A 25,898-nucleotide genomic window follows, 5' to 3' on the forward strand; every position below is an offset into this window, starting at 1 on the left:
ATTGGGGCTGTTTATTGAAAACGTGCTGGCAGAAAGCTAAGGTGACAAGGAAGCCAATAGAAAATGTGAAAGTGAGCTTTTTTGAGGGATGGCTGAAAGCCGGGATGGTAAAGAAGAATTTAATGTTTTTACGATAAAATAATTATTGGTTAAACGGTGAAGATGTCCGGAGCAGTAAATGAGCGTGCTGTTTCGGCTTCTTAAAAAAATGAATGATGATCATGTACGATATCAACATCAGCCAAAAGCTGAGGGCTTTACGGAAAAACCGGGGCTGGACACAAAGCGATATGGCAGCGCAGCTGGACATTTCTGTGCCGGCTTATTCGAAAATAGAATGTGCGCAGACGGAATTGACACTAGGCAGGTTAAAACTGCTTGCTACTATACTGAAGGTAAAGGTTTGCTGGTTGCTGGACGAAGAAGAAGCGATGTTGCACCAGGAGAACGAGGAGCTGAAAGAGAAACTGAGGTTGACCAATATAGAAGTGATGGGCTTGCAGAAAAGATTGCTGGCTTGTTTTGAACAAAGATAAAATTAACGTCTCTCCTTTCATAAACGGGTGGGTTTATATTGGAGCCGGGGGCGTAAGCAACTCCCGGTTTTTTAAGGTTGAGGTTCATCAAAATATTGATAATGTAGACAAAAAATTATGATTGATAAAAACATTTTACTGGCCCTGATCCCTTCGCGATAAATGAACATACTGCCATACATTGCTGCTTTGGAAAAGGTACTTGCAGAATTGCCGGAAAAAGGTCATTTGCTTACCCTGCGTGAATATGCCCTGGACGACCGAATCTTGCTGCACAAAATGATATTCCGTTTTTTAGATTTTAGTTACGCGGAAACAGTTTACCTGCTGAAAGGGCTGATCATTTACCAGCAGCGCTGGGGTGATTTAAATGAAATTGCAAAAGAAGGGATAAGAGAAGTAAGCACAGTGCTGATGCGGCGGGCCAGGGAATACCAGCAAAGCGGGGACCTGGTAAAGGCTATGGAAATGGCCTTTGCGATACTGGTTACCGTTGAACCGGAAAAGGACCCTGAAGACCTGGTTTACTACGCCATAGTAATGGATGTAGTTGGCTTTATCACCGAACTGGAAAAAGATTACTGATAAATATCTATTCATTTAAAAAAACAAGGATTATGGAAAACACTTAACTCAAATGATTGACGGGAGATTTTAAGGGAACGTTTGTACAAGGGGAAATAAACAACAAACGATTAAATTTTCTAATTAAATTATGAATAAAAGACCATTTAAATTAACCGAAGCTCAAATGACAGCCTGGAAACAGGAGGTAGTAGATTACTTACGCTCTTTATTGGACAACCCGCTTTTGCTGGGTAAGCTGTCTGTAGTACTGATGAATAGTTTAAGGCCTCATTTTAAACGGAAAGGCTATATGCTATTGCAGCCTGATATGCTGATGACCGAGGCCCATTACCTTAGAAAAGACCTGATTAAACTGTATAGCATTGATGCACAAACAGGCGAAGAAAAGATACGCTTTATATGGAATGCCGGCAGTATTGTTGTTTTACTGGAAGCTTTTAGGGAACGCCTGGTAAACGAGGTATTGTATATAGAGCTGATAGAAGATTGTGAACTGGTAAGCATCAGCAATTTTTGTATGGACGATATTTATGAAGGACATACTGTTGCCTATAAACTGACCGAGAAAATAAGGGCAGCCGAAATGGCACGTAAGGATTTGCAAACAGAAATATTGCAGATGGTGGATAAGAAACAGCGCTACTGTGTGTTTAAGGAGAAGTTTCCGGAGTTTTTTGTTGACGGGGAATGGAGATTGAGCAATGAAGAGATTTGTAGTTTCATTGGGATATCGCCTACTTGTTTAAAAACAGCCCGTAAGATTTGTTCGGATGTGGAGGACTAAATAGTCTTCTTTTGAGGGCTAACAAACCTCTTGCAAGGTCGAAATCGACTTTTAGCCTTCCTTCGGGGAGGCTATTTTTGTTTTAAAGCTAGATGTTATTGATTCAAGAAGATATTGAATAAAGGATTTTGGTTTATGCTGCTCCTCGATGCCATAAGGTGCACAATGTAGTATGGTTAATGAACCATGTGATCTGGATACTGTAAATGAAGATGATTATAAAAAGGCTACTTCTAAATGGTGTTTTGTTTGATATCAAAACCTCCACAATACTAACAAATATAAAATCTAATTTGGCCAAAATCGACCTTTGCTGGCTATAATCGAGGTTCAAGCAAAAATATAATTGTAAAATGGAATTGGGACGGTCGTTACTTTACGTTTTAAGTGACTAGAACAAATTAACTATTGCAGATTCTAACATCGATGCAACGGAGCAGCAACTAATCGCTCAATGTGAAGCTAATGGTATTGATACTTCTAAAGGAAATGGCGAGGCATTCAATAACGTGGAAAAGCGTGCTAAGTTACGCGAGCATACTCATTCACAAAATATTCCGTTTAATTTCCTCCTGGAAGAATTACCAAGTTCTGGCTCAAGCAAAGTGAAAACAATTGCCGATGCACTAAAGAAACTTTTGCCTAGTTTCCAGTATTTCAAGGCAGATAGTTCACTTTCCGATGCAGAATGTAAAAATACATTGAAAATCAAATAATTACAAAATTATAGTAACAAAAAAGTAACATAAACTTACAAAGTTTCACCTCCCATTAACTTTAACTTCAGTTACAGTATCAATTATGGAGGCAATTGAAATTTACAATTAAGACTTTTATTAAAGCAAAAAAAAATAGCACGATAAAAATCACTTATTTAGATTCAGATTATTGAAATTAATGCTATTTGCTCTCAGACTTTATTTAATGGGAAAATGAAATTATCATAGGTCGTTGCTTTTCGAGTTTTATTCTCTTTGGTTTTCTTGCCTTTACAAATCACAAAATAGGATGTCCAGCCGGGTCTCATTTTTTATTGCATACTGTCTTAAGCGAGAAATTTACGGACCGTAACCCATTGAAAGCTCAGGGTCAGTATTGATTATTTATATTATCTCACTATCTTGGAAGCTAAGGCATTTGACTTAGGAAAACCTTGTCCGGATTATACTAATCGTTGAATAAAACAACTACAAAATTTAAATTAAGGCTATGAAAAAAGAATTGCTCAATAATGAAATCCATCAAAAGATAATTAGTGCTGCTGAATTATTTTTAAAGCGGGATCAAGGTAAACCGGTTAACCTCATTGATGCAGTGGATTGGATGACCCAGATCGCTGGTAGCGGAGATTTAAATCGGGTTACTGATATTTACCTATATGAAGAAGGATTTAGTGAAACTGAAAAAGCGCTAAAAGATACGATCCTTCATGCGATCACGTCCATTGTCGCATTTGAATACCAGGCGCAAAACTTCGCATATTTGGAAAATATGATCTTCGCTAATAATAGCAGACAGAGTGACCGCGCCTTAGATTATTTTTTAAAAATAGGCCGCTACCACGAGAAATTTAAGGATAGCGTATTGGCTTTTGTCGAAAAAAACTTTGATGCCTTTTCAGAGAACCAACTTAACATTTCAGCTTTCTATCTATTAAAACTCTACAAAAAAGAAAAAAGGGTAACAGACCTCTTTAATAAAATACGCATACTTTACGATAAAAAACACCTAAAAAAAGAAAATATTCCCAATGCATCGAAAGAGGTTGATGAGGCTTCAAAAGAAATTAAAATAGGTAAGGTCTTTTCTGAAATATTGAAAGGACACCCTGCGGATAATGTTGTTTTTTCCAAATATGTCTTTCAGGAAGAATTTTTTGAGGGGGTAAAACTGTATAAAAAACATGAACCGTCTGCAACTGAAGAACAATTGGACGCATTTGTCAATATTTTGACCATCATTGCAGACGAAATGGCAAATTTAATCCACGCTTTAGCTAAAAATGCGATGGATGCAGGGTTTCATTTATCGGACTTCGATCATTATAAGGTTAATCCCGCAATAAGGACGCAATTACAGCAGCTCATTGATATGCTCGAAGCGAAAAGAGCGAAAGCCAAAGATATTGCTAATCTTTGCTCAGCCAAGGCAAAAATCAGTAATTCAATCTCGAATTTATTAAAAAAGGAGGAAATTGGGGAGGATATGCTTCAGCTGGCCAAATCATTTGAAAATGTAGGGTCTCATGCCGTAGCTATCAAACTTTATAAATCCATCATGAATGATTTCCAGTCAGAATCTTCCAGGTTATCGAGCGGCCTATTTCCCGAAATTTCTTACATTGATTCTAGGCCCGAACGGGAAATCGAAATATTTGAAACGGCAAATGCGGCTCACCAAAAGCTAACCGCCCAAGATAGTAGCGAGGATACACCTCGAACAGCTAAAGAAGAAGATTTAGTACATGATGTTGAACCATCAGAGGAAGAATTTGAAAATACGCCAGCAAAAGCTGATAATAGCCTTTTCGCACGTATAAAGCGGCTGTTTAGGGAATTAGATAACCCTTTTTAGCACGACATGACCTTTTATTGTTTTTCAATTACTGTGACATAATTCCCGTTTAAATTCTTAATTACTTTAAAGGCAATTTCACCACCATCAAAGTAAAATTCAGTTAAGGTATCAATTATGGAGGCAACTAAAATTTACAATTAAGGCTTTTATTAAAGCAAAAAAGCATAGTACAAGACAAAAAGCCTATATGGATATTTAGACAAGTTAAGTGATGCCGCTTGATAAAGGTTAATTGAACCCATTTCAATTAACCCTTATAGATTTATCGAAATTTTTTGAGATACATGCAATCTGTCTGACTATCTATGTAATCTAAAAATGTCTCATGAATTATAGTCTTTTCTAGTCCTACTTTGAAAGTGTTGTTATTCGAATAAAAAATATCTATATGATTTTCTGGGTGTGTATGCTCCTTCCCATCGGCTTTAGCATTTAAATACCCATCTGTATCTTTATCAAAACGTAGATATCCATCTTCCATCATCAATAGATCTTTTAGGAGAATCCAAAGATTATCATTATAGTCAGGTTCTAGTTCGAATACTGGTTCTGCAAAATCTAGACAAACTAAGCTATTGAATCTATCATCTTTCAAAATCGACATTAAATCGGAGATAGTTTTTGAATCTAAATCAATAATACTTCTGTAGTTAATGAACGTTATGTCGTCATGTATAATAAAAGTAAATGGGAAATTTATTGAATAATATTTGTTTTTTGTGATAAAAAAAAGCCTGCTCATTTTTTTTACATGCAGTATCAATTTTGAATCACTTACCAAGCTATCAGGTTCATTATAAAGTAAGAAACGGGTGGCTTCTAGTAAAATAGTTAGAATCTGTACTTTAGTTTTTATTCGTTCGTGGGGAAAAAAGAGGTCTAAGGTACTTTCGTTAAGAGCGTATGCAAATTTTTTCATTCTAGTAATACTCCTTTAAAGAAACTATAAATGCAGAGGTACGTTCTTCATCAAATTTATCAATATTAGCATTAACTAAAACGTCTTCGATATTTTTACGTTTTGTTTCCTCAATGGCTAACTTGTCAAATATTTCAGTTAGAAATTCCTTATAAGATTTCTGTGAACTGCTTAAGAAGCCAACTAAGTTGTTTTTGATTTCTTTTTGTTCTTTAGGGGTAGGTTCTGTTGTCTTTATTGCTTTAGTTTGATTTATTATTTTTAATCCTTTCTCTAGATGTTTGATATCATTTTTTTCGTTTACAAGCAAAAAGGACTTAATAAAAGATCTGGTTAGCATTGTGTAAAGTATATTTCTATATCTGTACGTTTGCTTAATTGTTCCAGTGATACATATTACAAATGGAAATTCTAAACCTTTAACATTGTTTGAGTTTGAGATACATAAAGTGTTATCAATTAATGACTTACTTTCGTGTGCTCTGTTTATTCTCCAGCCGAATCTTTTGTTTATAATTAAAGAGAGATGATCAATGTATTCATAGATTTGTTTATCATCATCCAAAATAATTATTGCAATATCATTAGGGCTTACTGTTTCATCTTCTCGGATTATGCTTTCAATAGCTTTGATAACCTTTGAGCTTTTAGTAGATTTTATAATTTCAACACTTTCAAATTTGTCTGTGTCAATATCTTCAAATCTTCTTAGTGGTTCTCTAGTAAACTGTATTTCCTTGTCAGCAAGTCTTTTTACATTATATCCGAATGCATTCCATTCGTCGTCGTCAAACCAATTTAATTTCTTTTCTTCAAACAAGCCTAGTCCTACTGAGTGAGCAAACATTAGCGTTCTAGGATCGGTTCGATAGCATTTATTAAGTACGACATCTACTTGTAAGACTTTTTTATCAATGTTCTCGAAAATGTCTTGGAATATGTCTCCCGCTATATAAACATTTTCTTTGGTTACTTTTTCACATACCTGAAAAAAGACATCTGGAAAATCTTGACGTTCATCAATCAATAGGTAATCAAAAGCATATTCGAAATCTTTAGGGTCAATACTCTCAATGTAATCTAATGCTAAAGTGAATATTCTATTATAATCATTTGTTGGACTAAATCTTAAGAAGGGTATGTCGTAAAAGTAGCATAAATAACTATATATGCCTGAATTGGGGTCTCCTTTAGATCCCCATGCTCTATTAACCCATAATCGTTTATTCCATTCTATTTGTTTCTCTACTCTCATAAAGTTGAAAAAAATAGGGACTCTTTCTTGTAATGTATTCGCTAAGGCTATATTATGACAGGTGAAAAATATCTTTGAGGTACTTGTTTTAACATACAAGTCTTTTAGTTTATGTAACAAAAGTTCGGTCTTTCCTGTACCTGACAACCCTTGAATAGTGATTGTTTTATTGTCGAAATCCTGATACATAAATCTGGTTTGCTCACCATCAAATAAAACAATGTTTTTCTTAACTTTTTCGAGCAGCGTTTCTGGGACTTCAGATCCAATGTTTTCAATGTCGTTAATACTTCCGATTAATAATGAAATAAGTAAGTCGCTTATTCTTTGTGATTTAAGATCTTCTAGAAAGTTTTCGGCGACAACGCTTTCTATATTATTGAGGTCAAAATTTTCAATTCGAACAGTATTGTTCTTTTTCCAATCCCTTGGTCGGCCTATATGTTCTTTGTAGTTGTATTTGTCAGAAATCGAATTTAAATCTTCAATAAAGTCATCACAATAGTCTTGAAATTTTTCATCGTTATTTCCAAGATTCAAAAAGATTATTCTGTGTTTTGGGATTAATATGACCAAACAGTTATCTTCATAATCATAACTATACTTTTCTCCTAAGGGGGATGTAATTAAGTAGATCTGTTTATTTGAATGGTTTGTTAAATACTCTTCAAACTTATTGGCGATATTTTCACCTAGTTCATTTTTACTGAGATTTTTAAACAATTGAGCGGCCATCTAATTTGTAAATTATGTATTGATTGATATTCTTATCCTGAAACAAATATATTCTAAGATATGAAAGAGCCCTGAATATTACATTAGGAAACGAAATAAATGTTGTAGTTTTCAAATTTAACAGTCTATTGAGCTAAAAATATCATAACTAAAAATAGCACAGCTCAATTAAAAATACCCCTTGAAATAGTGTTCAAGCGAATACATTTGTTATACTTTTAATCTGTCAATTAATTTGCAACATGAAATAAAATATAACTGGGTTCTACATTGAAACAAACAAATCTTAGGTTCACTGCTGATAAAGTCGCATATAGTAAAATTCTGCTAATAAAATTTCAGATTCTATTCCATTTAAAGAAATACCCCAGTTTTGATGTCCCACAAATTCAACCTGAAATGGAGTGGTAAATTCTGGCATATGACTTTTTAAGTAATTCTGAAAAATTTGCAAATCAAGTTGAACAATTACCAGATAATTGTGTGCAGGTGATGATGGATAGGGGTTTGGCGGTTGTGGAGACACACGTAAATTACTACCTTGCAGATTAAATCTATGATATAATGCTCAGCAGACTTTACCTCTGGTCCATTTTTATGCTTTTATCATTATCTCTTAAAAGCCAGTATCTTGATACCAGATATAATAATTCATCCAAAGACATGCGTTTGCAAGGGAAAGTAAAACAACTGAAACTGACCTGGTATAAAAGCGTAAAAAATGGAGACTCATTAAAAAACGAATTGGAATTGACTATACTTTATAAATTTAATGAGGCGGGAAACATCACCGAAAAGATACAGTATAGAGCCAAAGGTGACGAAGCTGCCCGGGATATTTATGGATATGAGAATGGAAGGGTTGTTAGTTATAAAGCATATAGCAATGGGAGTAAATTGCCGCAATATGTAGTGAGCTGCATCACTGATTTGGCTAAAAATACTTTTACTACCCGGTTGACAATTCCTGGATTGCAAGGGGTACATTCGACAACGGTGCGAACCTATAATGCAAAGGGACAGATACTATCGCAAATAACAAAAGAATCAGGTAAAATTACGGGAACTACAAAAAAGTACGATCCGGTTAAAAATACTGTAAGAAGCACCTCTCTTGATAATAGCAGTTATTATGATGAGGTTTATGATAAAAATCAGTTCCTGATTGAGGCCCATTATTATAAAAAATCTGAAGATGATGCCGGAACTCATTTCTATACCAAGTATGATGCATTTGGAAATGAGGTTGAGAGCTACTATGTTAATAAAAAGGAAGGTTTTACTTCTCCAACAGACAGTACTTCATACACGTATGACAGCCACAACAACTGGATATCTAAGGTTTCGAAGAGCGATTTTTATACAAAGAAGCAGGAGAGAGTTATTGAATATTATAGTGGGAAATAGCTTGGCGCCAAATAGGCTATAGTGTGGAGACGAAAGTATTGAATCGGGCGGTTAAGGGAATTTGGGAAAAAAAATATTTTATCTTATTTTAAATTATATTTCTAATTGTCCTCTGTCATATGAAAAGAAACATAGTTATTGCAAACCGCCTTCGTGAGGTGTCCTTAATGGATATTGGATTGCCAACACAAATTTTAAAGCACAAATCTTAAGTGTAAATTGGGAGCAAGCAATTCAAAAAGTTGGAAATCTAAATACAATTGCAGCTTTAACCTTTCATGTTAATTATTATTTGAAGGGGTTGTTACATGTTTTTAATGGTGGGAGGCTTGAAATTAGTGATAAATATAGTTTTGATGTCCCGCAAATTCAATCTGAAATGGATTGGAAAATTCTGGTGGATGACTTTTTAAGTAATTCTGAAAAATTTGCAAATCAGGTTGAACAATTGCCAGATAATTTGCTGGACGAGCCATTTGTTGACGAAAAATATGGAAGCTACTTACGAAATATTGAAGGTGTTATTGAACACAGCTACTATCACCTCGGCCAGGTTTCTTTAATAAAAAAGATGATTTCTAAATAAAGCTGTTTCAAGAAATACAATACGAGTTAAATTTGAATAAATTGGCTACCCTAGAATTCTGTCTTGTTAGTACGCTTTTTCTTTGTTGTTATTCTTCTTATTAACAGGACAACTCCTGCAATTACGCCAAGTATAATTGCCCAGGCAGCAAGTTTCCCAATTATGGATCCAATGGCATATGCCGCTGGATGATCAACCCCTTGTGTTAAGCTGGTTTTGTCGGCAGTTATAGTCAATGAGTTTAAAAATTGCGTTCTGGCTGTTTGTGTAGCCAGCTTGTTTTCTGACAAAGTCATAAAATTTACCGTAATCAGGGTGTTATCTAAAAGTATAAAACGTGCAAATCTTAAATCGGGCAGGTTGGGGTTCGAGCTTGCAATGAATTCTATTTCTATTCCTTTTAATCCGTCGATTTCAAATGGGTTTTTACTAATTAGCTTACCCTGGGCAGCATCTAAAAAGCCATTGATGGTATTGTCATAAAATTCTGGCAATGTGCTACCATTGACCTGTAGCAGCTTATCAGCATCCAATTTTCTGGTTACCGTAGAGTAAATGGCTACAGAATCGATAAACTGGGTCATACTATGCCCCAATGTATCTAACGTTATAGGTTTTTGAGGGAAGGTAATAGTAGCGAGACCCGCCAGGTTTTGTTTTTGAGGGTTTTGGGCGAATAATTGGAGAACACTAAAGAGCAGTAAAATAGTACAGAAGTTTTTTTTCATAAAAGCGTTGATTTATAAGTAACGAAATGATAGCAGTGCATGTTCATTGTAATGCTGAAATAAATATACAAATCATATATTTAAACCAAAATTACTGCAAGAAAAGATACGCTTTATATGGAATTGCGGCAGTATTGTTGGTAAACGAGGTATTGTATATAGAGCTGATAGAAGATCGTGAACTTGAGCAGTAAGGAGATCTGTAGTTTCATTGGGATGTCGCCTACTTGTTTAAAAACAGCCCGGAAGATTTGTTCGGATGAGGAGGACTAAATAGTCTTCTTTTGAGGGCTAACAAACTTTTTTGCAAGGTCTAAATCGACTTTTAGCCTTCCTTCGGGGAGGCTATTTTTGTTTTATGCTTAATGTTATTGATTCATGAAGAAGTTAAATAAAAGATTTTGGTATCTGTTGAGGATTGATATCATCAGGTACTTGTTTATCCTGCTGTTTTTATATGCAGCATTTAGTAAAGTTTGGGACTTTCAGAAGTTTAAGGTGCAGCTGGGGCAATCGCCTATATTATCAGATTTTACTTTGCTGGCTGCCTTGTGTATCCCTGCGGTTGAGATTTTGATTGCTATAGGTTTGGCGTTTAAACGGACCTTATTGCCGGCCCTTTGGGCCAGCTATGGCTTGATGATCATGTTTAGCTTGTACATCATAGTGATTTTGAAGTTCAGTGACCGGCCGGTTTGCCATTGTGGTGGTGTTTTGGAACAGATGCAATGGTCGGAACATTTGTGGTTTAATGTAGGGTTTGTGGGGTTGGGGATATTAGGGTTGTGGCTGGGGTTTTACCGCCGGTTTCGTGATGCTGGTACGTCGCGTCATCTCGAACCGCGGGGAGAGATCTCTTGTTTAGGCATAGTTCAAGAGATCCCTCGTCGCTGCGCTTCCCTCGGGATGACGGGGTGTGTTAAGGACGACCGCTTTAGGCATGACGACGAGGTGTGTTAAAAATATTCAATGCGCGTTGAACAGGTGGAAGCCGAAAAGCCTGATTGAAACAGAGTAGGCATTAATCTTATCATTCAAAAAAAAATGAAAAAACAATTTTTCACATTCGTTATTGCGGCTGTATGTGTCGTAAGCACTGTATTTGCCACGGCAAAACCAACAACAACTGTTTTACTGGGATCGCCTTACAACGACCAGGGTGAATGTACTACCCCAGGCAATGTAATTGGCACCTGTGATGTAAACTACACGGGCAATGCCTGCAAGTTGCTGGCCGGTGGCGATGCTTACCTGCAGGATACAGAGACTGGCCTTTGTACCATTCCACTGTACAGACAAAACTAGATCTCCCAATTTAGTTTGACATGTTGTAAGTACCCGCTGAACCAATGGTTTGGCGGGTTAGTTACCCTCAAAATTAAGCTTTTACATGTAAAATCCATTAGCCTATGAAAAAATTCTACTACTTACTGATCATTGTTGCTGTACTTTCATCTTTACCCGTCCTGTATCTGACCATCCGCTATGCGCTTAAACAGCGTGCGGCTACCTATAACTTTAAAAGGAACCTGCTTGGCGTGGTTAAAGGCCATAAGGCCATCGATATAAAATACAATTCCTATTACATTGCCGGTGAGGCTGGAAGTTCCGTTTATCTGGCCAGCGGAACGGCCATAGGCCATTTGCTAAAGGTTGGCCCTTTGTTAAAGGATACGGTAAGCATTAACCTTGAGCTGAACAGGCAGGAGGTAAAAGTAAAGGGCAGCTATAAGGCTTATGTAGATTCCAGTTCTTTTTACCTGTACAATGGCTTGGAACGCAGCATCCTGAAAGGCAGTACTGGTATTTGGAAGGCATCGGTGTATGCGGTAAAGGCGCCATACTTTGCACAGCTGCAGCCTTTGGGCACACAGACGATGGTTTTCCGCTTTATAGACACCGATACCCGGGCGAATAGTTTGCGCAAGGTAAATGTGCGGGGAGAAAGCAAGAGCAATACCGGCATATTTGAAAAGCAGGTAGATGGTTTGTTTTGTACGGATGGCATGCTGAGGTATAACCGGCAGCTGCACATGCTGACCTATGTGTACCATTACCGCAACGAGATCTTGCTGATAGACACGAACCTGAACCTGGTGAAGAAAATAAAGACCATAGACCCGATAGATTCGGCCCGGTTTAAGGTAGACCAGCTGCGCTCCGAAAAATCTTTCACTTTTGCTTCGCCCAGCCTGATGGTAAATGCAAACTGTTCAAACCAGGGTAGATATTTGTTTGTGCAATCGAAACTAATGGGTAAAGGTGAGGATTTGACGCTGTTCAGGAAAAGTGCGGCAATAGATGTGTACGATCTGGAGAAACAGGTATACTGTTATTCGTTTTACCTGCCCAAATATAAGGAGGTACCCATAAGCAGTTTTAAGGTATTGGGGAACAGCTTGTATGCAGTGGCAGGGCAATACCTGACCAGGTATGCGCTGGAATTACCGGAGTGAGAGGAAGCTGAAGAAAATGCTTTTGGGAAGGGCCATACCCCAAAAGCGAAGGTCTGGATCCCATAACCGGGCCTTCAATTGAAATTAACGTTTAAACATAATGGGCAATAATGAATTGTTGCTTAACATTTACAAAATGAAAGACCGGCAGGCTTGCCTGGTTTTTAAAAGTACAGGCAAACCCTGTAAGCTCTTTAACTTAATAGAAGTATTGCACTTTGCAGGCGAAATGAAACTGTTGAGCGCAGCCATGGATACCGGAGCTGCACAAAACTATGCTTATACTTTACGGAGTGCCGATGGCCTGGAACGCAGGTTAATCTGTTGTTTTGTACAGGAGGTGGTAAAACTGGAGCTTTGGTTTAAAGCGCAGCTGAAGTTTAGCTGGCAGGGCACGGCAAAGGAGTTCCGCGCTGCGGTAGATAGGATGCTAGCGAAACTGCCGCACTTCTTTTAAAAAAACTGGCACGATGCCGGGCTGATGCTATCGTTGCTAACCACAGCTAAAAAAGGTTGCAAACGTCAATGAACCCATAAAATTTAAAGACATGGGCAAGTACAAAAAGGGCATCCTCGGCCCCTTCAGAGGAAAGGTTGGCACAACCGTAGGATCTAGCTGGAACGGAATTTTTTACCTGAAAAGTTTACCAGATTTTGGGGACTATGTGCCCAGCACAGCACAGTTAAATGTGCAGGCCAAAATGGCCTTTGTAACCGGCTTTTTGAAGCCACTTAAACCACTGCTGAACATAGGTTATAAGCTGTTTAACAAGGGCATTACGCCGATGAACGCCGCCACTTCTTATCACCTGAAGAATGCGGTTACGGGTACCAGTGCCCTGAACTATGCCATTGATTATACCAAGGTAATGATCAGTGAAGGCAATTTGCCTGTAGCCGATGATCCTGAGGTGAACGTTACAGTTGCCAACCAGCTGAACTTTAGCTGGGTTGACGATTCGGACCCGGAGAGTACCAACGATACGGATATGCTTACTGTACTGGCCATTAATCCCACAAAAGGGAATTATACCAAAAAGGTTAATGCTGTACCAAGATCGGCCCAAGCTTATGTGCTTCCGGTACCAGGTTATAGTGGTGACGAGGTGCAGGTGTATCTGTTTTTTGTGAGTGCTGATGGTAAACAGGTGAGTGATAGTGTGTATGTAGGGGAGTTTATAGTGCTTTAATTTAAAGGGGCGGTGCGCGGCACCGCCCTTGATTTACTTTAAAAAGAGAAAATTATATTATGAACGAAGAAGAGATAATTAAAGGATCAATTTTTCATTTGATGAATTTTATGATCATGGAGCTATTGCGACATGGCTTTTTACTCGCTATGCGAGATGAGTTAAAGGATTTAAAAGGGCTGGTAAGGGTAGAAGATGAATACTGGCTTGCTGAACCCAGTGAATATGTGTGTATAACAGATGAAATTGAGCTGTTAAGGCAGGTAAAAGATCCGCTGGTTAAGCTGATCATGAGCTCTGTTGATAAAATATCCCGATATAAGGATACCTATTTAATGGTAAACAACCTTGACAGTATGGAAATAATATGTAACGATGAATTTAATGAAGCAGCTGGAAGCATTTATTACGCCAATACTTATGAAATGGATTGTGATGGCAGCTATAATAGTATTTACGTTAATGTGTTAAGTTATTACTGGTGCATGGAGCTGATTTTGTTTTATGGGGTAACGCAATTTATGCTGAATAAGGAAGAAGTATATGAAGAGGTAGATAAAAACTATGAGCATTACCATACTACAAAAGGGTTTGAAACATTAACGGACAACAAAAATGCCTTGCTGTTGCTTGACCTGATGGCTGAATTAAACAAAGACGGGTACTACATTGGCGAATGTGATTTGAAAACAACTAAAAAAAACGAAGATGGGAAGATATAAGAATGGAATAACCGGGCCTGTTAGGGGCAAAATTGGAAACGTGGTGGGGAGCACCTGGCGGGGCATAGCTGTGTTAAAAAGCCTGGCAGAACCCAGTACGAAAGCGCCATCAGAAAAACAGCTAAACCAGCGCTTTGTATTTGCAATGGTAAACGCCTGGTTAAAACCCCTGAGAGACTTGATATGGATTGGTTTCCAGATTTTCACCGGCACAAAAACGCCTATGAACGGAGCTGTGTCATTATTGCTGAAAGAAGCAGTAACAGGTAACAGCAGGGAAAACTATGCCATAGATTTTGCAAAAGTAATACTGAGCAGGGGAGAGTTGCTGATATCGCTGATTAAACAGGTACTGGTATTAATAGACAGCGTGCTGCAGATTAAGTGGGAAAACCCATCGGCCTCCGTTTTTTGCCAAGCCAATGATAAAGCGACTGTGGTGGTGTACAATAATGCAAAGCAAAAGTTTGTGATATTTAAGGATGTGGCAAAACGGGCTGATGAACAGGTAGATTTACAGTTGCCTGCTGATTTTGCCGGAGATGCTATACATGCATGGATGCACTATGTAAGTATGGAAGGAGATGCGGTGAGTACGAGTGTTTATATCGGTGAATATGTGATATAATATTGGTTATAAAATAAAATTATTTAAAGTTTCAACAACATAATGGATATCTTCAACAGTATGGGCAAAAGAACAAGGTAAACTCAATGTAGTATTGTGAATTTCTGTAGAAACCGGATAATTTAAATGGTTCATAAACTTTAGCGCTTTCTGTTTATGCGGAGCAATAGGATAATGAATTTCTGTTCCGATCCGATTTTCCAGCAAATAAGCCTTTAACCTGTCACGCTCGGGATGTCTGATGTTAAATATATGATAAACATTACTAAAATCATTATTTACTACTGGCTTTATGAAATTATCACTTAATTCTGAAAGATAAATGGCGGCCAGTTTCTTCTTATGAAGATTGATCTCATTTAAGTAAGGAAGTTTTATCCTTAAAAACGCGGCCTGTATTTCATCTAATCTTGAATTATAGCCAACAATTTCATTGTGGTATTTCTTTTCGGAACCGTAATTCCTCAGCTGTCTCAGTTTTTGGTAATGTTTCTCTGACTTGCAGATTAATGCTCCTGCATCGCCTAAGGCGCCTAAATTCTTTGTAGGATAGAAGCTAAATGCACCAAAATCTCCGAAAGTTCCCGCAAGTTTTCCCTTATAAGTAGCACCATGTGCCTGGGCACAGTCTTCTATTAGCTTCAGGTTTTTGTTTTTACAGATCGAAAGTATCGGATCCATTTCACAGCACTGGCCATAGAGATGGACAACCATTATGGCTACTGTTCGTTCAGTGACGGCATCTTCAATTTTTTGTGGATCGATGTTATAAGTGTTGATATCGGGCTCAACCAGGACCGGTACCAAACCGCAATGCACAATAGATAAGATTGTAGCAATGTAAGTATTAGAGGGAACTATAATTTCATCCCCATCTTTAAAGTCGCAGGCCTTTAAGGAAAGGATTAGTGCATCCAGTCCATTGGCTACACCAACAACGTATTGTTCGTTATGATAGTCGCCAAATTCTTCTTCAAATTTGGTTACCTCTTTTCCTAGTATATACCAGCCGGCGTCCAGAAAATCGGTAAATTTTTGTTTAAACGCAGCTTCAAATGGTCTATTGAGCGTTTTTAAATTTTCGTATGGTATTGTAAGGCTCATAGATATAAGGATAAGACATTTTTTGGAGAGCTTTTACGTCAACAACTTTTTTAGTTTTTTATTTTTGTTTTGTAGGCCCGCGATAAAAACCTTAGGAATTTCTTTTAGGGTGAAGGGGATGTTCACAGCAAATGACCTGATCAGCAAAATGAACGAATATTTGAGGTTAAGTTCACGGATTAAATTGTGTTTGGCAAACTCAACCAACCCTATCATATACCTTTGTTCCAGGGTTTTTCTTTCTTTCGGGCTGAGCAGCTTATCAAATTTAATAAGCTTTGCCTTTGCATCAGCAATGTATAAGAATTCAACCACCTCACTCCATTTTCTGCCATCATAAACATTGATCTCGTCGATCCTTTTATGCCATAATTTAGTTAACGTAAAAGCGGCCCGGCATTCTTTGGTCAATATCATTTCAAGATACAAACACCAGTCGTCCCCGATGTTCATTTCCTCATCCCATCCGGATACAATGGAAGATTTTCTCATCACTAATGAAGATGAAGGGGAAGGGCAGGACTTAATATACAGCTCCCTTACTTCGTCATAGTTCAAATCGATCCATTCGTCTTTTTCTTTATATAAATATGGAGTTAAGAATGGATCCTTATTCAGGAAATCCCAGCTGTCGCCAGCTTTTGTATCCTGATCCCAGTTGGCAAAAACAAAGTCAAGTTTATCTGTTTCCAGTTTTTCAACACAATTTTTAAGGAAATCCGTATACCAGATGTCATCAGAGTCTAGAGATGCGATAATATCTCCTTTAGCATGTTTTAATCCCAGGTTTCTTGCTGAAGCCTGACCGCCATTTTCTTTATAATAGTATTCTACCCCAGGATATTCTTCTTTAACAAGTTTTCCTGTTTGATCAATTGAGCCGTCATCTACTACTATTATTTGGATATTTTGATAGGACTGATTTAATGCACTTTCAATAGCCTCAGGAAGTTTTTTTTCTCTGTTATAAGTAGGGATAATTACTGTAACCAGTTTTTGAAGATTCATTAATTTTTTCTTAGGGAAAAAGGTATATAAGCGCTTTTACTATTACTGGATATAAATATAGGTGGTAGACGGAAATAAAACCAAAATAAACAATAAAAATGTGAATTAATATTTACACAGATTTTCGTCTTTGAAAAGACACTAAGATTTTTTAGATAGTTTTAACGAAGACATGATCACCAGATCAGAGCCTTTATTGTATTCTGGTTTTGTATAAATGTATTTTTTAAGGTCCGGTAGCCTTGTAAGCAAGGTTTGTATTGCACCCCGGGCTTCTGCACGGGCCATACCCATTCCTATACATTGATGGATACCTGCACCAAAGGCAAGGTGTCTTTTTGCTGGTCGAGTTAGGGAAAATCTTTCCGGTTCAGTGTAGTGATCAGGATCTGTCATAGCAGATCTTAAATTAAGCATCAACGTACTTCCTGCAGGAATTGTTTGTTCTTGTAAAATCACTTCTTGAGTAGCGATTCTGTGAACAGCTGTTATTGGTGTTTGCAGCCTGAGACATTCTTCAATAAATCTGCCGATCTGCTTTTCATCATCCATTAACTGATCAGCTAGAGCTGGCTCGGTTAAGGTTATATATATAGCGCTACTGATTAGAGCGCTGGTTGTTGCCATTCCGGCTGTCCAAATGATTCTCAACAGACTTGTTGCATCTGACAGGATAAATTCATTATTGATAACCAATTGACGTAATTTTCCCCATAAACAGTCTTGTTTATGGAGTTCACAGATCAAAAATTCAGTTTCGAAAAATTCCTGCAAACGCTGCCAGTAAAGCATGTTTTGGTAATCTTTTCCGGTAAAATTTAGCATTCTCTCAGCATTTTCAGAGGACAGTCCAAAAAAGTTGCACAACACCAAAAGTGACAAAGGGTCTGAATAATCTTTAACCATATCAAAATTGTCCTGCTGAAAGATCAAATCCAGTAATTGCTGGGCGGTAACGGCTGTAAATTGAGCCAGTTCTGAGATTACTTCCGGCGAAAATAATGGTTGCAGCAAATTTCGGATGATTTTATGAGTTTCAGGATCTGCACCCAGAAGAATAGGATCGTAATCTTTTAATATTGAACTGGAAAATATTTGTGGCTGTTTTAAAATATACTCAACCTCATTGTAACCCAGAACCAGCCAGGCAGTGTGGGCTGGTAGGAAGTGGACAGCACCATACTTTCTTAAATATTCAAATGAAAGTGGTGATGGATCATTATATATATTAAAGGTTTGTTTAAAGTTTGTAAGTGTAATTATTTCATCGTCAATTAAATAAGATCTTTCAAATTTTATCTTGGTCAGTTGTTTTTGTAAAAGATTGTGGTTTGCTATTTCAACTGATTCGGATTGCATGGAGTTGAATACTTTAATTTCAACAGGTTTGCATACTGCATTAAACTGTCTTTCTGAGATCGCTGGTGGACCAATTTGTAAGAAAGTTTTATAACCATCATTTAAAACTGCTTGTAATGTTTTCGCAAATAGTACAGGCAAACAGACAAGGTTATACCAGTACTCGCGATCAAGAACAATATTTCCTGGAATCATTTTGCCCAGGGTTGGTGAATAATAGTCGCATTTTAAAGGTTTTGGCTCTATATCTTCATAGTACTTATACAATAATTTATGCTGCAACCTGATTCGGGAAGTATGATAAGGAATAAATGTTTTTTCAGCAGCAAAATTAAAGGCCATTCCCTCAACCAAAAAAAATTGTTTTAATTGGTCAATGTCATCTTTATCACAAGCAATCAGCTGAGCTTGTGGGCTATCTTCATAAATTATTTCTGCCCATACTGGTGATCTTTTGCAAAAATCTAAAGCTTCATTAAAATTGAGGTTCAGAAATACAAAGGCGTATTGCATCCGCTCAACTTTATAAAGTGTCATGTAGCTTAAGGAGATTTTTAAAGCTTCTTTAAGTGTAAGCGCCCCTGCTGCATAAGCGGCTGCAGGTTCTCCCATGCTAACCCCCATAACTGCATTTGGATAAATACCATTGCTGTTGTATAAATCCACAGTAGCCAATTGTATGGCTGTGATACAAGTAAATTTAGATTCGTCTTCAAAAATATGTGGATTTACCTCACCTTCAAAATAGGATCGTATCTCAGTTCCCCCATGTTCAGTTAAAATATCATCGCAATTCTGGATTACTCTTCTAAAGATCTTATGCTCTTTATAAAGACTACGGCCAACTGTAGGCCAATTGTCATTACGCCCCCCAAAAGTAAACACCAAACGATCTATTTCTTTTTTTTTTATCAGAAAGCTTTTAACTGTATGTGCCCTCCACCAGAAAGCAAAATAAACGCGTTTTGCAAAATTTATCATTGTATGTTTATTCATCATGCGAAATGCTCATTGTTATTTGCGGGTCAGTTGAAGTATTTTAATACCTATTATGCGTGCATAATCATAAATGGCAAGCCATATCAAATAGGGAAATAACAGCATATGTACGATCAATGCAATGAAGTTGAGGTTATCCGTAATGGATGCAAATACCAAAAGAGATATGGGAAAAAACATTTGGTAATAATCAGCCATCAGTATCTGGAAAGGACCACTGTTGGGTTTAATTATTAACACTATCTGATTCTTATACGCTGTATACCGTAAATATAGAAGTACGAGGTATAGCAATAAAGCTATATATGGGGCTAAAAGTGCCAGTTGAGTTAATAATATACTTAAAGCGATCAATTCTAAAGTGATGAGTAACATGGATTGCTTTTTGAAATCCTGGGGTTCAATTTTGCTCGCATAAGTATTCAGATTTACCTTAATGTCGTTCACTCTGTCTGCGAACTGATGCCAGAGAATTCCTCTAAGGCCGTAACAGAATGCCCAGACGCCAACACTTGCAAACCAGACCCAGTTCATTTCCTGATGTGTAATATAACTCACACTGGATACCATTAATAAACTGGGGAATAAGTGAGATCCGCATCCGTCTGCAAAAACGCCCAATATGCCCCTATTCTTTAGTCTGACGGGTCTGATAGAGTAGAGGCTAAATACGATCCAGGATAGGAGGTAGAGCAGGCAGGATAAAAGATCAGGATAAAGAAAATAACCGAATATAGTTCCAAAGAATATGCAGGCTACTGGAATTGTCCATCTCAATTTTTCAGGAATTTGCTGGATCCTGTTGGGTTTTCCACTGGCCAGATCTTCTTCAAGATCTGTAATGTCATTGATAACGCTGACATAGATGGCGCCTACTACCAGGGAGGCTAACAAAAAAACCAGCCATAATGATACGCGGTATAGGGGGACAGCTGACATCAATACTGTGGCATAGCCAATTGCCAGGAGTGGTGGGAGTTTATGAGCCCACCATTCCGCAGATCTTATAACTTTAAATATTTTCATTGGATAATAAGGCGTATGAGGCAAGTGCCTCCAGACAAAAACCTGTAGTCAGTTCTTCTGAACCAAAACAACTTAGCTTTTTTGGTCCGCCATAATAAACAGCCCAACGTGCCCAACTGCCATAAGATTGCTGGTTATCCAGCAGGTAATTTACTGCTTTCTTTAAAACGTTAGCACTGTAATTTAAATTGATCAGTGTAATAATGCCCAATGCCGTATTAAGGACATTATTTCCCATAGAGCCGTTTTCCTGCACGGTTGCTAAAATCCGATCGATCATTGGTTGTTTGGCTGGTTCCAATGCTGATATTCCATTTTTGTAATTTCTGGAAAAAAAGTAGTAAATGGTAAACGGGTTACGGTACCAAAGATCGCAGTTTGCTTCTTTATTTTGTTCGATTATATCCAACATATAATTAATTACGGGTTGTGTACTTTCATTTAAACCGAGATAAAAAAGCACATTTGCATTCACCGCAGCATCTATATCGTTACGGTTACACTCAAATTTACTCCAAAAAAAGAAGGACTGTATCGGATTTTTAAATTCTCTTAAAATCAGCAGCCAATAATCTTTGTTCCAGATGGTATTTGGCCGCAGGGTATACCAGGTATAAAAAAGGCCAGATTTATTACGGTTGCAGCGCAGAATTTCTTTATTATGTGGATAATCTCTCTTTAAAGCCTGCAAAACTTTTGAAGCACATGCGGTATTGTCCACATCAGCCGGACAGACTTTGAACAATGGTGCCCAGGTAGTGAAATTATTCCAGGTGCCTGCTCTCATGGACTGGAATTGCAGAAAGGTTGCAGAAAGCTCCAGAATATCCTTTACTTTTGGTAAATGCGATAAATTTAATAAAGAAAAACAAATGAGAGAGGTAGAAAACACATTGCTATAAGGTATTGTATCCTTTAAATGATCCTCATGACCAAGATAAAGGCAGAACTCGCCATTAGGGAATTGATGCTGATGAAGATAATCAACACCGTTGAGTATTGCCTGTGTTATAGTTTCTGGCTGAAGCGTGTCCATTTGATTTTATTTATTTGCAAGAAGCTCAACAATTAGCTTTGCGAACTCTGTTTCAGGTGATTTTGGGACGTTTTCTGCAACATGTTTAGCCCCGTTTTTTCCGATCTCTTCCCATTCTTCTCTTTTATGCCAGGCACGTTCCATTGCCTCCCCGAATGATTCTTCATTGGCGTGACCGATAAAAGCGGTAACACCTTCTTCTACCAGTTCTGCATTCCCGCCTGCATTGGATATGATTACGGGCCTGCCAGCAGACATGGCCTCGACCATAGATAGAGGTAAACCTTCACTTCTGGAAGGAAGAACAAGGGCATGATAATCTTCCCACATCGCTTCAATATCCTCAATCTGTCCCAGAAAATCGACGTTGGTGACATTTAACAGTTTAGCCATATCTTTTAAAGCTGCCTCGTCTGTACCTTTTCCAATAAAGGATACTTTTACAGGACGATCTCTCCATTTTTGCTCGGAAAGTATACGGATCAATAGATCCTGTCCTTTATCCAGCAAAAAAAGCCTGCCTAAACAAGCTAATTTGTATGGTTCTTTAGATTTAGGAAATGGTACAATGTTTCCTGATAGCTTTACCGGATTAAAAATGACCTGCCCGTTGGGTAGTCTTTTACCAAATTGTTCTTCTGTTAACCGCAGGTTATGGTGTGATACAAAGAAACATTTTTCCGCTTTTTCCAGTGCTTTGAGCATAAAGGCACGATCATCCTTGTGGGGCCAGTAAAAATCTACGGCCTTTTGGGAAATGACCACATAGGGTATTTTAAGGAGGGAACATTGGTAAGCAAGTTTCAGGCCGTCAAAATTTATTCCCTGTGAGATGATCACCAGTGCTGGTTTGGTGTCCTGCATGATCTTGATGAAAGCGCTAAAATCCTCACCCTGATCTGAGGTCAATTTCAGTTTCAGCGCCACCTGATTGACTAATTTTAAGCTCTTTTTATAAACTCTTTTTGCTATTGTACCTTTTGGGAAAATGTCGAGCAGATTAACGCCCCTTTCAGCAAGTCTGATAAATTCCGGATGAGCCCTGTTGATATAATATTTTATTACTGTAATATGAAAACCAGACTCTTGTAACAGCGGAACACTTCTTCCCCATAATTCTTCGCTGCCACCCCAGTCCTCTGCGCAGGTACTGGCTATAACTATCCTCTTCATTGTTGTTTCTGTGCTAAATCTTTATTGAACAAATTATAATAGGCTCCTTTCAAGTTGATTAATTCCTGGTGGGTTCCTGATTCTGATATAGTTCCATTGGATAGGAAATAGATATAGTCTGCATGTTTTACTGCAGATTGCCTGTGACTGATGATGAGCGCAGAACGAGTCCCGATACGTTCTCTGAAAGAATCAAAAAGTTCCTTTTCTGCTGTCGCATCTAAGGCACTGGTGGCTTCATCTAAGATAATAAAGCGTGACTTGCTATAAAATGACCTGGCAATGGCCAGTTTCTGCCATTGACCTATGCTTACTTCGTGACCATCTTCAAATATTCGACCCATAATCGTATCATACCTGGCAGGAAATGTATCGATAAACGAATCTGCACCTGAATTTTTTGCTGCTTCGATAATTTCTATTCTGTCTCTTTTGCCATCAATATCTCCAAACCTGATGTTATCTGCAGCGCTTACGTTGTATTTTCCAAAATCCTGAAAGACCGCACAAATTTGTTTTTGATATTCTTTAATTGAATATTTCCTGATGTCTGTGCCACTTAAACTAATTGTTCCTGACGTTGGATCATATAATCTACATAACAGCTTAATCAGGGTAGATTTACCTGCTCCATTCATTCCTACAACAGCTATAATTTTTCCGGAAGGCATTTTGATATTGATGTCTGTGAGTGTCGGCTTTTCTGCGTGAGGGTAGATGAAGTTTAAATCTTTTATTTCGAGATCGATGGATGCATCATTTGGTATTGGCAATGGATGCTGTGCTTGCACTAAATTGCTTTTTAAATCAAATAGCTCAAATACGCTCTTGACAAAGATATTATTCTGATAGAGGGTAGATATACCAGAGGACAAGGTCTGTATAACATTGAAAGATTGTGGAAAAGCAACTAAAAATAAAGTAATATCCCCCACGCTGGTATTTCCCCGGACACTTCCAATAGCGATATAAGCAATACACGAGAAAAAACCAAGTGTAGCAATTGCAGAGGTTACCAATTCCCGGTATGTACGTTCTTTACTTAGTTTGAGCTTTCCTGACAATAATAACAATCTGATTTCACTATACATTTTTCTTAAATACTCGCCCAAACCGAAGCTTCTGACTTCTTTTGCGTGAACATCGCTGGTTAATAATGTACTCAAATAGTTTGTTTTTCTTTCTAGCGCCGTCTGGGTTATCCGAAGCACATTTTGGCTGTCTGCAAAGATAATCCTAACCCATAAAGTTGGGAGTACAAATAAGGTCAGGATTGGAAAGAGGCGCCAGTCTATAGAAACCAGTATAGAGCCTATGATGATCAGGTTGATAAAGTTTTTAGTGATGTCAACAATAGTAAAGACGATCAAATTAGGCCTGTCGCCTCCCATATCCCGCGCGCGCTTTAAAATGTCAAAGTATTCAGGACTTTCATAGAAGGACAAATCAAGATTAATGGCGCTTTCATGGATTTTATTGTCAACGTATTCAGCTACTTTTCCCGATTGCTTTTCAGTTATATAACCTAGTATGGCTTTTGCAGCGGCACAAAGAACGGCAGCAAGGGTAGCGAAAATGATGAGATTAATGACGCGGTCTTCATATTGAACCAGGTTGGCCTCTTTTTTAGCAAGGGTGTCAATCAATAGCTTCAGTAAATAAAGAGAGGCAAAGAAAAGTGCGCTTTCCACCATTATGAAAATTATGGAAATCGTAGTCCATAATTTAGTTGCAGACCATATTAACCTTATTATTCTTAATAGATTTAGATTCGTACTTAGTTTATGAGCTTTTGTTGCAAATGATTTAATCATCGATACAGATTAATGAAATGGAGCATAATAATTGGGTTTAGATAAGACAAAAATAACAATTTAGAAGGCATATAGAAACCGGTACTGAAATTAAAATGATGCTTCGGTAGGTTGGCTTTTTTTCTTTTTATTAAAAAAATCTATGAATGTGTATAAAACCAACGAAAATGCTTTATTAAAAGGCTTTTCTATAAATTTGTTCAGGAACCAGGAAACAAGAATGGCCGATAAAAGAATGCCGAATAGGAGCAGGTCAGCCTGTATTTTATCGCTAAAATACCAGTAAAAACATAAAAAATAAATGTGAAACAAATAAAATGGATAAGCAATTTCTCCCAGAAATGTAAAAAATGCATTTGATTTTATATTGAGCTTCTTAACGGAAATCAGCAAAAAAATAAGATAAATCAATATAACCATAAGCGTAATCACCCAGACATTTATTGTATTAGGTTCTTTACTTAGTGCCTGTAATTGAATAGCCAAATGGTTTGCTCCAAACAATGCACAAATAAAGTTTGCGAACAACAGACTATACAATTTCCTGGCTGAGCTGTATTGGACCGAAATTAAGTAAAACAGTATACCAGCAACAAATGGGGTGACTATGATATGGACAGGAAAAGCGGGTAGGAAAAGATTGGCCAGACTAAAAAGGGTCAGCCCAGCAATAACAATCAATAGCTTATTCCAAAGCTTAAAGTAAATGATCAACGCTATAAAAATATAGAAAAACAGTTCGATAACCAGTGTGTGAAAAACTGGGTTCATTAATGGGTACCCAAAAATCATTGGCACCATTGTTAAATTTAATAATAATGCCTTCACAGAGGTAAATGATAAATAGCTGTGTGCTTCAATTATTCGTGGCAAGATAAAAGCTGCCAAACAGCTTACCCAAAACAAAGGGTACAATCTGGAGAGCCTGCTTACGACGAAATCTTTTAAATTTCTTTTTACTGAAGTCATGGTTACAACATACCCACTAACCATAAAAAAGACCAGCAAGGCAACACTGCCATAACGTGAAATAAAGTTGTATTTATGATTTTCCGGTACAATCTGGTATATCAAATTAAATGTATCGGTGTAATGCGCGAAATAAACAGCTAAAACTGCCAAAAACCTTAGTAGATCCAAGGCCCCGGATCTGCCTGGCTTGGAACGGGACTTTACCATCATTTGATAAATATAAGCTTATAACGGCATAATTACCTCTGCTTTTTTAATTCTATTTTTCTTTGTTGTATTGTTTAGAACCGCAGCGG

Annotated in this window: 25 protein-coding genes; 14 read left to right on the forward strand and 11 right to left on the reverse strand. The window is 37.5% G+C overall.

The window, feature by feature from the left end:
- Positions 1-212 precede the first annotated feature (212 nt).
- The 5 genes from PHEP_RS09920 (at position 213) to PHEP_RS09935 (ending at position 4,482) form a co-directional block, all read left to right on the forward strand.
- Positions 213-536, forward strand: a complete 324-nt coding sequence (locus PHEP_RS09920) for a helix-turn-helix domain-containing protein (protein WP_015807818.1) — start codon at positions 213-215, stop codon at positions 534-536.
- A 162-nt stretch (positions 537-698) separates the two neighbouring features.
- Positions 699-1,121: a hypothetical protein gene (locus tag PHEP_RS09925; protein WP_015807819.1), complete on the forward strand. Its 423-nt coding sequence runs from the start codon at positions 699-701 to the stop codon at positions 1,119-1,121.
- A 130-nt stretch (positions 1,122-1,251) separates the two neighbouring features.
- Positions 1,252-1,908, forward strand: coding sequence for a cyclic nucleotide-binding domain-containing protein (locus PHEP_RS09930; protein WP_015807820.1), 657 nt, complete (start codon positions 1,252-1,254; stop codon positions 1,906-1,908).
- 509 nt (positions 1,909-2,417) lie between these two features.
- Entirely contained in the window at positions 2,418-2,624 is a 207-nt protein-coding gene (locus PHEP_RS22055) for a hypothetical protein (RefSeq protein WP_143715724.1), read from the forward strand.
- 493 nt (positions 2,625-3,117) lie between these two features.
- Complete coding sequence (locus PHEP_RS09935; RefSeq protein WP_015807821.1) at positions 3,118-4,482, forward strand: hypothetical protein; 1,365 nt, start codon at positions 3,118-3,120, stop codon at positions 4,480-4,482.
- A 265-nt stretch (positions 4,483-4,747) separates the two neighbouring features.
- Here the strand turns inward: PHEP_RS09935 and PHEP_RS21620 are convergent, their stop codons facing one another.
- Both PHEP_RS21620 and PHEP_RS09945 read right to left on the reverse strand, forming a co-directional pair.
- On the reverse strand, positions 4,748-5,404 hold the full coding sequence (locus PHEP_RS21620) for an STM2766 family helicase-associated protein (protein WP_015807822.1): 657 nt from the start codon (positions 5,402-5,404) through the stop codon (positions 4,748-4,750).
- Between the two features lies 1 nt (position 5,405).
- A complete protein-coding gene (locus PHEP_RS09945; RefSeq protein WP_015807823.1) occupies positions 5,406-7,394 on the reverse strand; it encodes an STM2767 family DEAD/DEAH box helicase in 1,989 nt (662 codons plus the stop codon).
- A gap of 597 nt (positions 7,395-7,991) precedes the next feature.
- Between PHEP_RS09945 and PHEP_RS09950 the strand changes: the two genes are divergently transcribed.
- Positions 7,992-8,801, forward strand: a complete 810-nt coding sequence (locus PHEP_RS09950) for a hypothetical protein (RefSeq protein ID WP_015807825.1) — start codon at positions 7,992-7,994, stop codon at positions 8,799-8,801.
- A gap of 292 nt (positions 8,802-9,093) precedes the next feature.
- Positions 9,094-9,387, forward strand: a complete 294-nt coding sequence (locus tag PHEP_RS22345) for a hypothetical protein (protein ID WP_238326461.1) — start codon at positions 9,094-9,096, stop codon at positions 9,385-9,387.
- 50 nt (positions 9,388-9,437) lie between these two features.
- On the opposite strand, the gene PHEP_RS09960 is transcribed toward PHEP_RS22345, so the two are convergent.
- Positions 9,438-10,115 (reverse strand): hypothetical protein, encoded by a 678-nt coding sequence (locus PHEP_RS09960; RefSeq protein ID WP_015807826.1) that lies wholly within the window; start codon positions 10,113-10,115, stop codon positions 9,438-9,440.
- 378 nt (positions 10,116-10,493) lie between these two features.
- Between PHEP_RS09960 and PHEP_RS09965 the strand changes: the two genes are divergently transcribed.
- The 7 genes from PHEP_RS09965 (at position 10,494) to PHEP_RS09995 (ending at position 15,111) form a co-directional block, all read left to right on the forward strand.
- Positions 10,494-11,075, forward strand: a complete 582-nt coding sequence (locus PHEP_RS09965) for a MauE/DoxX family redox-associated membrane protein (protein ID WP_015807828.1) — start codon at positions 10,494-10,496, stop codon at positions 11,073-11,075.
- A gap of 84 nt (positions 11,076-11,159) precedes the next feature.
- Positions 11,160-11,420: a hypothetical protein gene (locus PHEP_RS09970; protein ID WP_015807829.1), complete on the forward strand. Its 261-nt coding sequence runs from the start codon at positions 11,160-11,162 to the stop codon at positions 11,418-11,420.
- Between the two features lie 104 nt (positions 11,421-11,524).
- Entirely contained in the window at positions 11,525-12,571 is a 1,047-nt protein-coding gene (locus tag PHEP_RS09975; protein WP_015807830.1) for a hypothetical protein, read from the forward strand.
- A 136-nt stretch (positions 12,572-12,707) separates the two neighbouring features.
- Positions 12,708-13,028, forward strand: a complete 321-nt coding sequence (locus PHEP_RS09980; RefSeq protein ID WP_162141646.1) for a hypothetical protein — start codon at positions 12,708-12,710, stop codon at positions 13,026-13,028.
- Between the two features lie 91 nt (positions 13,029-13,119).
- Entirely contained in the window at positions 13,120-13,761 is a 642-nt protein-coding gene (locus PHEP_RS21625) for a DUF6266 family protein (RefSeq protein WP_015807831.1), read from the forward strand.
- Positions 13,762-13,820: 59 nt separating this feature from the next.
- The gene (locus PHEP_RS09990) at positions 13,821-14,483 is read left to right on the forward strand and encodes a hypothetical protein (RefSeq protein WP_015807832.1); all 663 of its coding nucleotides are present in this window, start codon (positions 13,821-13,823) and stop codon (positions 14,481-14,483) included.
- The gene (locus tag PHEP_RS09995) at positions 14,470-15,111 is read left to right on the forward strand and encodes a DUF6266 family protein (RefSeq protein ID WP_015807833.1); all 642 of its coding nucleotides are present in this window, start codon (positions 14,470-14,472) and stop codon (positions 15,109-15,111) included. The genes PHEP_RS09990 and PHEP_RS09995 overlap by 14 nt, the downstream gene beginning before the upstream one ends.
- Before the next feature lie 6 nt (positions 15,112-15,117).
- Here the strand turns inward: PHEP_RS09995 and PHEP_RS10000 are convergent, their stop codons facing one another.
- From PHEP_RS10000 to PHEP_RS22485, 8 genes are all read right to left on the reverse strand, one after another.
- On the reverse strand, positions 15,118-16,215 hold the full coding sequence (locus PHEP_RS10000) for a DegT/DnrJ/EryC1/StrS family aminotransferase (RefSeq protein WP_015807834.1): 1,098 nt from the start codon (positions 16,213-16,215) through the stop codon (positions 15,118-15,120).
- Positions 16,216-16,248: 33 nt separating this feature from the next.
- Complete coding sequence (locus PHEP_RS10005) at positions 16,249-17,223, reverse strand: glycosyltransferase family 2 protein (RefSeq protein ID WP_015807835.1); 975 nt, start codon at positions 17,221-17,223, stop codon at positions 16,249-16,251.
- A gap of 141 nt (positions 17,224-17,364) precedes the next feature.
- On the reverse strand, positions 17,365-19,581 hold the full coding sequence (locus PHEP_RS10010; RefSeq protein ID WP_015807836.1) for a cytochrome P450: 2,217 nt from the start codon (positions 19,579-19,581) through the stop codon (positions 17,365-17,367).
- Positions 19,582-19,596: 15 nt separating this feature from the next.
- Positions 19,597-20,607 carry a UbiA family prenyltransferase gene (locus tag PHEP_RS10015; RefSeq protein ID WP_015807837.1) on the reverse strand — a complete coding sequence of 337 codons (1,011 nt, stop codon included), beginning with the start codon at positions 20,605-20,607 and terminating at the stop codon, positions 19,597-19,599.
- Positions 20,594-21,643, reverse strand: coding sequence for a prenyltransferase/squalene oxidase repeat-containing protein (locus PHEP_RS10020; protein ID WP_015807838.1), 1,050 nt, complete (start codon positions 21,641-21,643; stop codon positions 20,594-20,596). Before PHEP_RS10020 ends, PHEP_RS10015 begins: the two co-directional genes overlap by 14 nt.
- A 6-nt stretch (positions 21,644-21,649) precedes the next feature.
- Positions 21,650-22,816, reverse strand: coding sequence for a glycosyltransferase family 4 protein (locus tag PHEP_RS10025; protein WP_015807839.1), 1,167 nt, complete (start codon positions 22,814-22,816; stop codon positions 21,650-21,652).
- On the reverse strand, positions 22,813-24,630 hold the full coding sequence (locus PHEP_RS10030; protein ID WP_015807840.1) for an ABC transporter ATP-binding protein: 1,818 nt from the start codon (positions 24,628-24,630) through the stop codon (positions 22,813-22,815). Before PHEP_RS10030 ends, PHEP_RS10025 begins: the two co-directional genes overlap by 4 nt.
- Positions 24,631-24,720: 90 nt before the next feature.
- Positions 24,721-25,812: an acyltransferase family protein gene (locus PHEP_RS22485; RefSeq protein WP_015807841.1), complete on the reverse strand. Its 1,092-nt coding sequence runs from the start codon at positions 25,810-25,812 to the stop codon at positions 24,721-24,723.
- Between the last annotated feature and the right edge of the window lie 86 nt (positions 25,813-25,898).

Source organism: Pedobacter heparinus DSM 2366 (assembly GCF_000023825.1).
Taxonomy (GTDB): domain Bacteria; phylum Bacteroidota; class Bacteroidia; order Sphingobacteriales; family Sphingobacteriaceae; genus Pedobacter; species Pedobacter heparinus.

What these genes read in the sequence shown, in the direction of transcription:
- PHEP_RS09920 (WP_015807818.1), top strand. Translation starts at nt 213, where the DNA reads ATGATGATCATGTACGATATCAACATCAGCCAAAAGCTGAGGGCTTTA.
- PHEP_RS09925 (WP_015807819.1), top strand. Translation starts at nt 699, where the DNA reads ATGAACATACTGCCATACATTGCTGCTTTGGAAAAGGTACTTGCAGAA.
- PHEP_RS09930 (WP_015807820.1), top strand. Translation starts at nt 1,252, where the DNA reads ATGAATAAAAGACCATTTAAATTAACCGAAGCTCAAATGACAGCCTGG.
- PHEP_RS09935 (WP_015807821.1), top strand. Translation starts at nt 3,118, where the DNA reads ATGAAAAAAGAATTGCTCAATAATGAAATCCATCAAAAGATAATTAGT.
- PHEP_RS21620 (WP_015807822.1), bottom strand. Translation starts at nt 5,404, where the DNA reads ATGAAAAAATTTGCATACGCTCTTAACGAAAGTACCTTAGACCTCTTT.
- PHEP_RS09945 (WP_015807823.1), bottom strand. Translation starts at nt 7,394, where the DNA reads ATGGCCGCTCAATTGTTTAAAAATCTCAGTAAAAATGAACTAGGTGAA.
- PHEP_RS09950 (WP_015807825.1), top strand. Translation starts at nt 7,992, where the DNA reads ATGCTTTTATCATTATCTCTTAAAAGCCAGTATCTTGATACCAGATAT.
- PHEP_RS09960 (WP_015807826.1), bottom strand. Translation starts at nt 10,115, where the DNA reads ATGAAAAAAAACTTCTGTACTATTTTACTGCTCTTTAGTGTTCTCCAA.
- PHEP_RS09965 (WP_015807828.1), top strand. Translation starts at nt 10,494, where the DNA reads ATGAAGAAGTTAAATAAAAGATTTTGGTATCTGTTGAGGATTGATATC.
- PHEP_RS09970 (WP_015807829.1), top strand. Translation starts at nt 11,160, where the DNA reads ATGAAAAAACAATTTTTCACATTCGTTATTGCGGCTGTATGTGTCGTA.
- PHEP_RS09975 (WP_015807830.1), top strand. Translation starts at nt 11,525, where the DNA reads ATGAAAAAATTCTACTACTTACTGATCATTGTTGCTGTACTTTCATCT.
- PHEP_RS09980 (WP_162141646.1), top strand. Translation starts at nt 12,708, where the DNA reads ATGAAAGACCGGCAGGCTTGCCTGGTTTTTAAAAGTACAGGCAAACCC.
- PHEP_RS21625 (WP_015807831.1), top strand. Translation starts at nt 13,120, where the DNA reads ATGGGCAAGTACAAAAAGGGCATCCTCGGCCCCTTCAGAGGAAAGGTT.
- PHEP_RS09990 (WP_015807832.1), top strand. Translation starts at nt 13,821, where the DNA reads ATGAACGAAGAAGAGATAATTAAAGGATCAATTTTTCATTTGATGAAT.
- PHEP_RS09995 (WP_015807833.1), top strand. Translation starts at nt 14,470, where the DNA reads ATGGGAAGATATAAGAATGGAATAACCGGGCCTGTTAGGGGCAAAATT.
- PHEP_RS10000 (WP_015807834.1), bottom strand. Translation starts at nt 16,215, where the DNA reads ATGAGCCTTACAATACCATACGAAAATTTAAAAACGCTCAATAGACCA.
- PHEP_RS10005 (WP_015807835.1), bottom strand. Translation starts at nt 17,223, where the DNA reads ATGAATCTTCAAAAACTGGTTACAGTAATTATCCCTACTTATAACAGA.
- PHEP_RS10010 (WP_015807836.1), bottom strand. Translation starts at nt 19,581, where the DNA reads ATGATGAATAAACATACAATGATAAATTTTGCAAAACGCGTTTATTTT.
- PHEP_RS10015 (WP_015807837.1), bottom strand. Translation starts at nt 20,607, where the DNA reads ATGAAAATATTTAAAGTTATAAGATCTGCGGAATGGTGGGCTCATAAA.
- PHEP_RS10020 (WP_015807838.1), bottom strand. Translation starts at nt 21,643, where the DNA reads ATGGACACGCTTCAGCCAGAAACTATAACACAGGCAATACTCAACGGT.
- PHEP_RS10025 (WP_015807839.1), bottom strand. Translation starts at nt 22,816, where the DNA reads ATGAAGAGGATAGTTATAGCCAGTACCTGCGCAGAGGACTGGGGTGGC.
- PHEP_RS10030 (WP_015807840.1), bottom strand. Translation starts at nt 24,630, where the DNA reads ATGATTAAATCATTTGCAACAAAAGCTCATAAACTAAGTACGAATCTA.
- PHEP_RS22485 (WP_015807841.1), bottom strand. Translation starts at nt 25,812, where the DNA reads ATGATGGTAAAGTCCCGTTCCAAGCCAGGCAGATCCGGGGCCTTGGAT.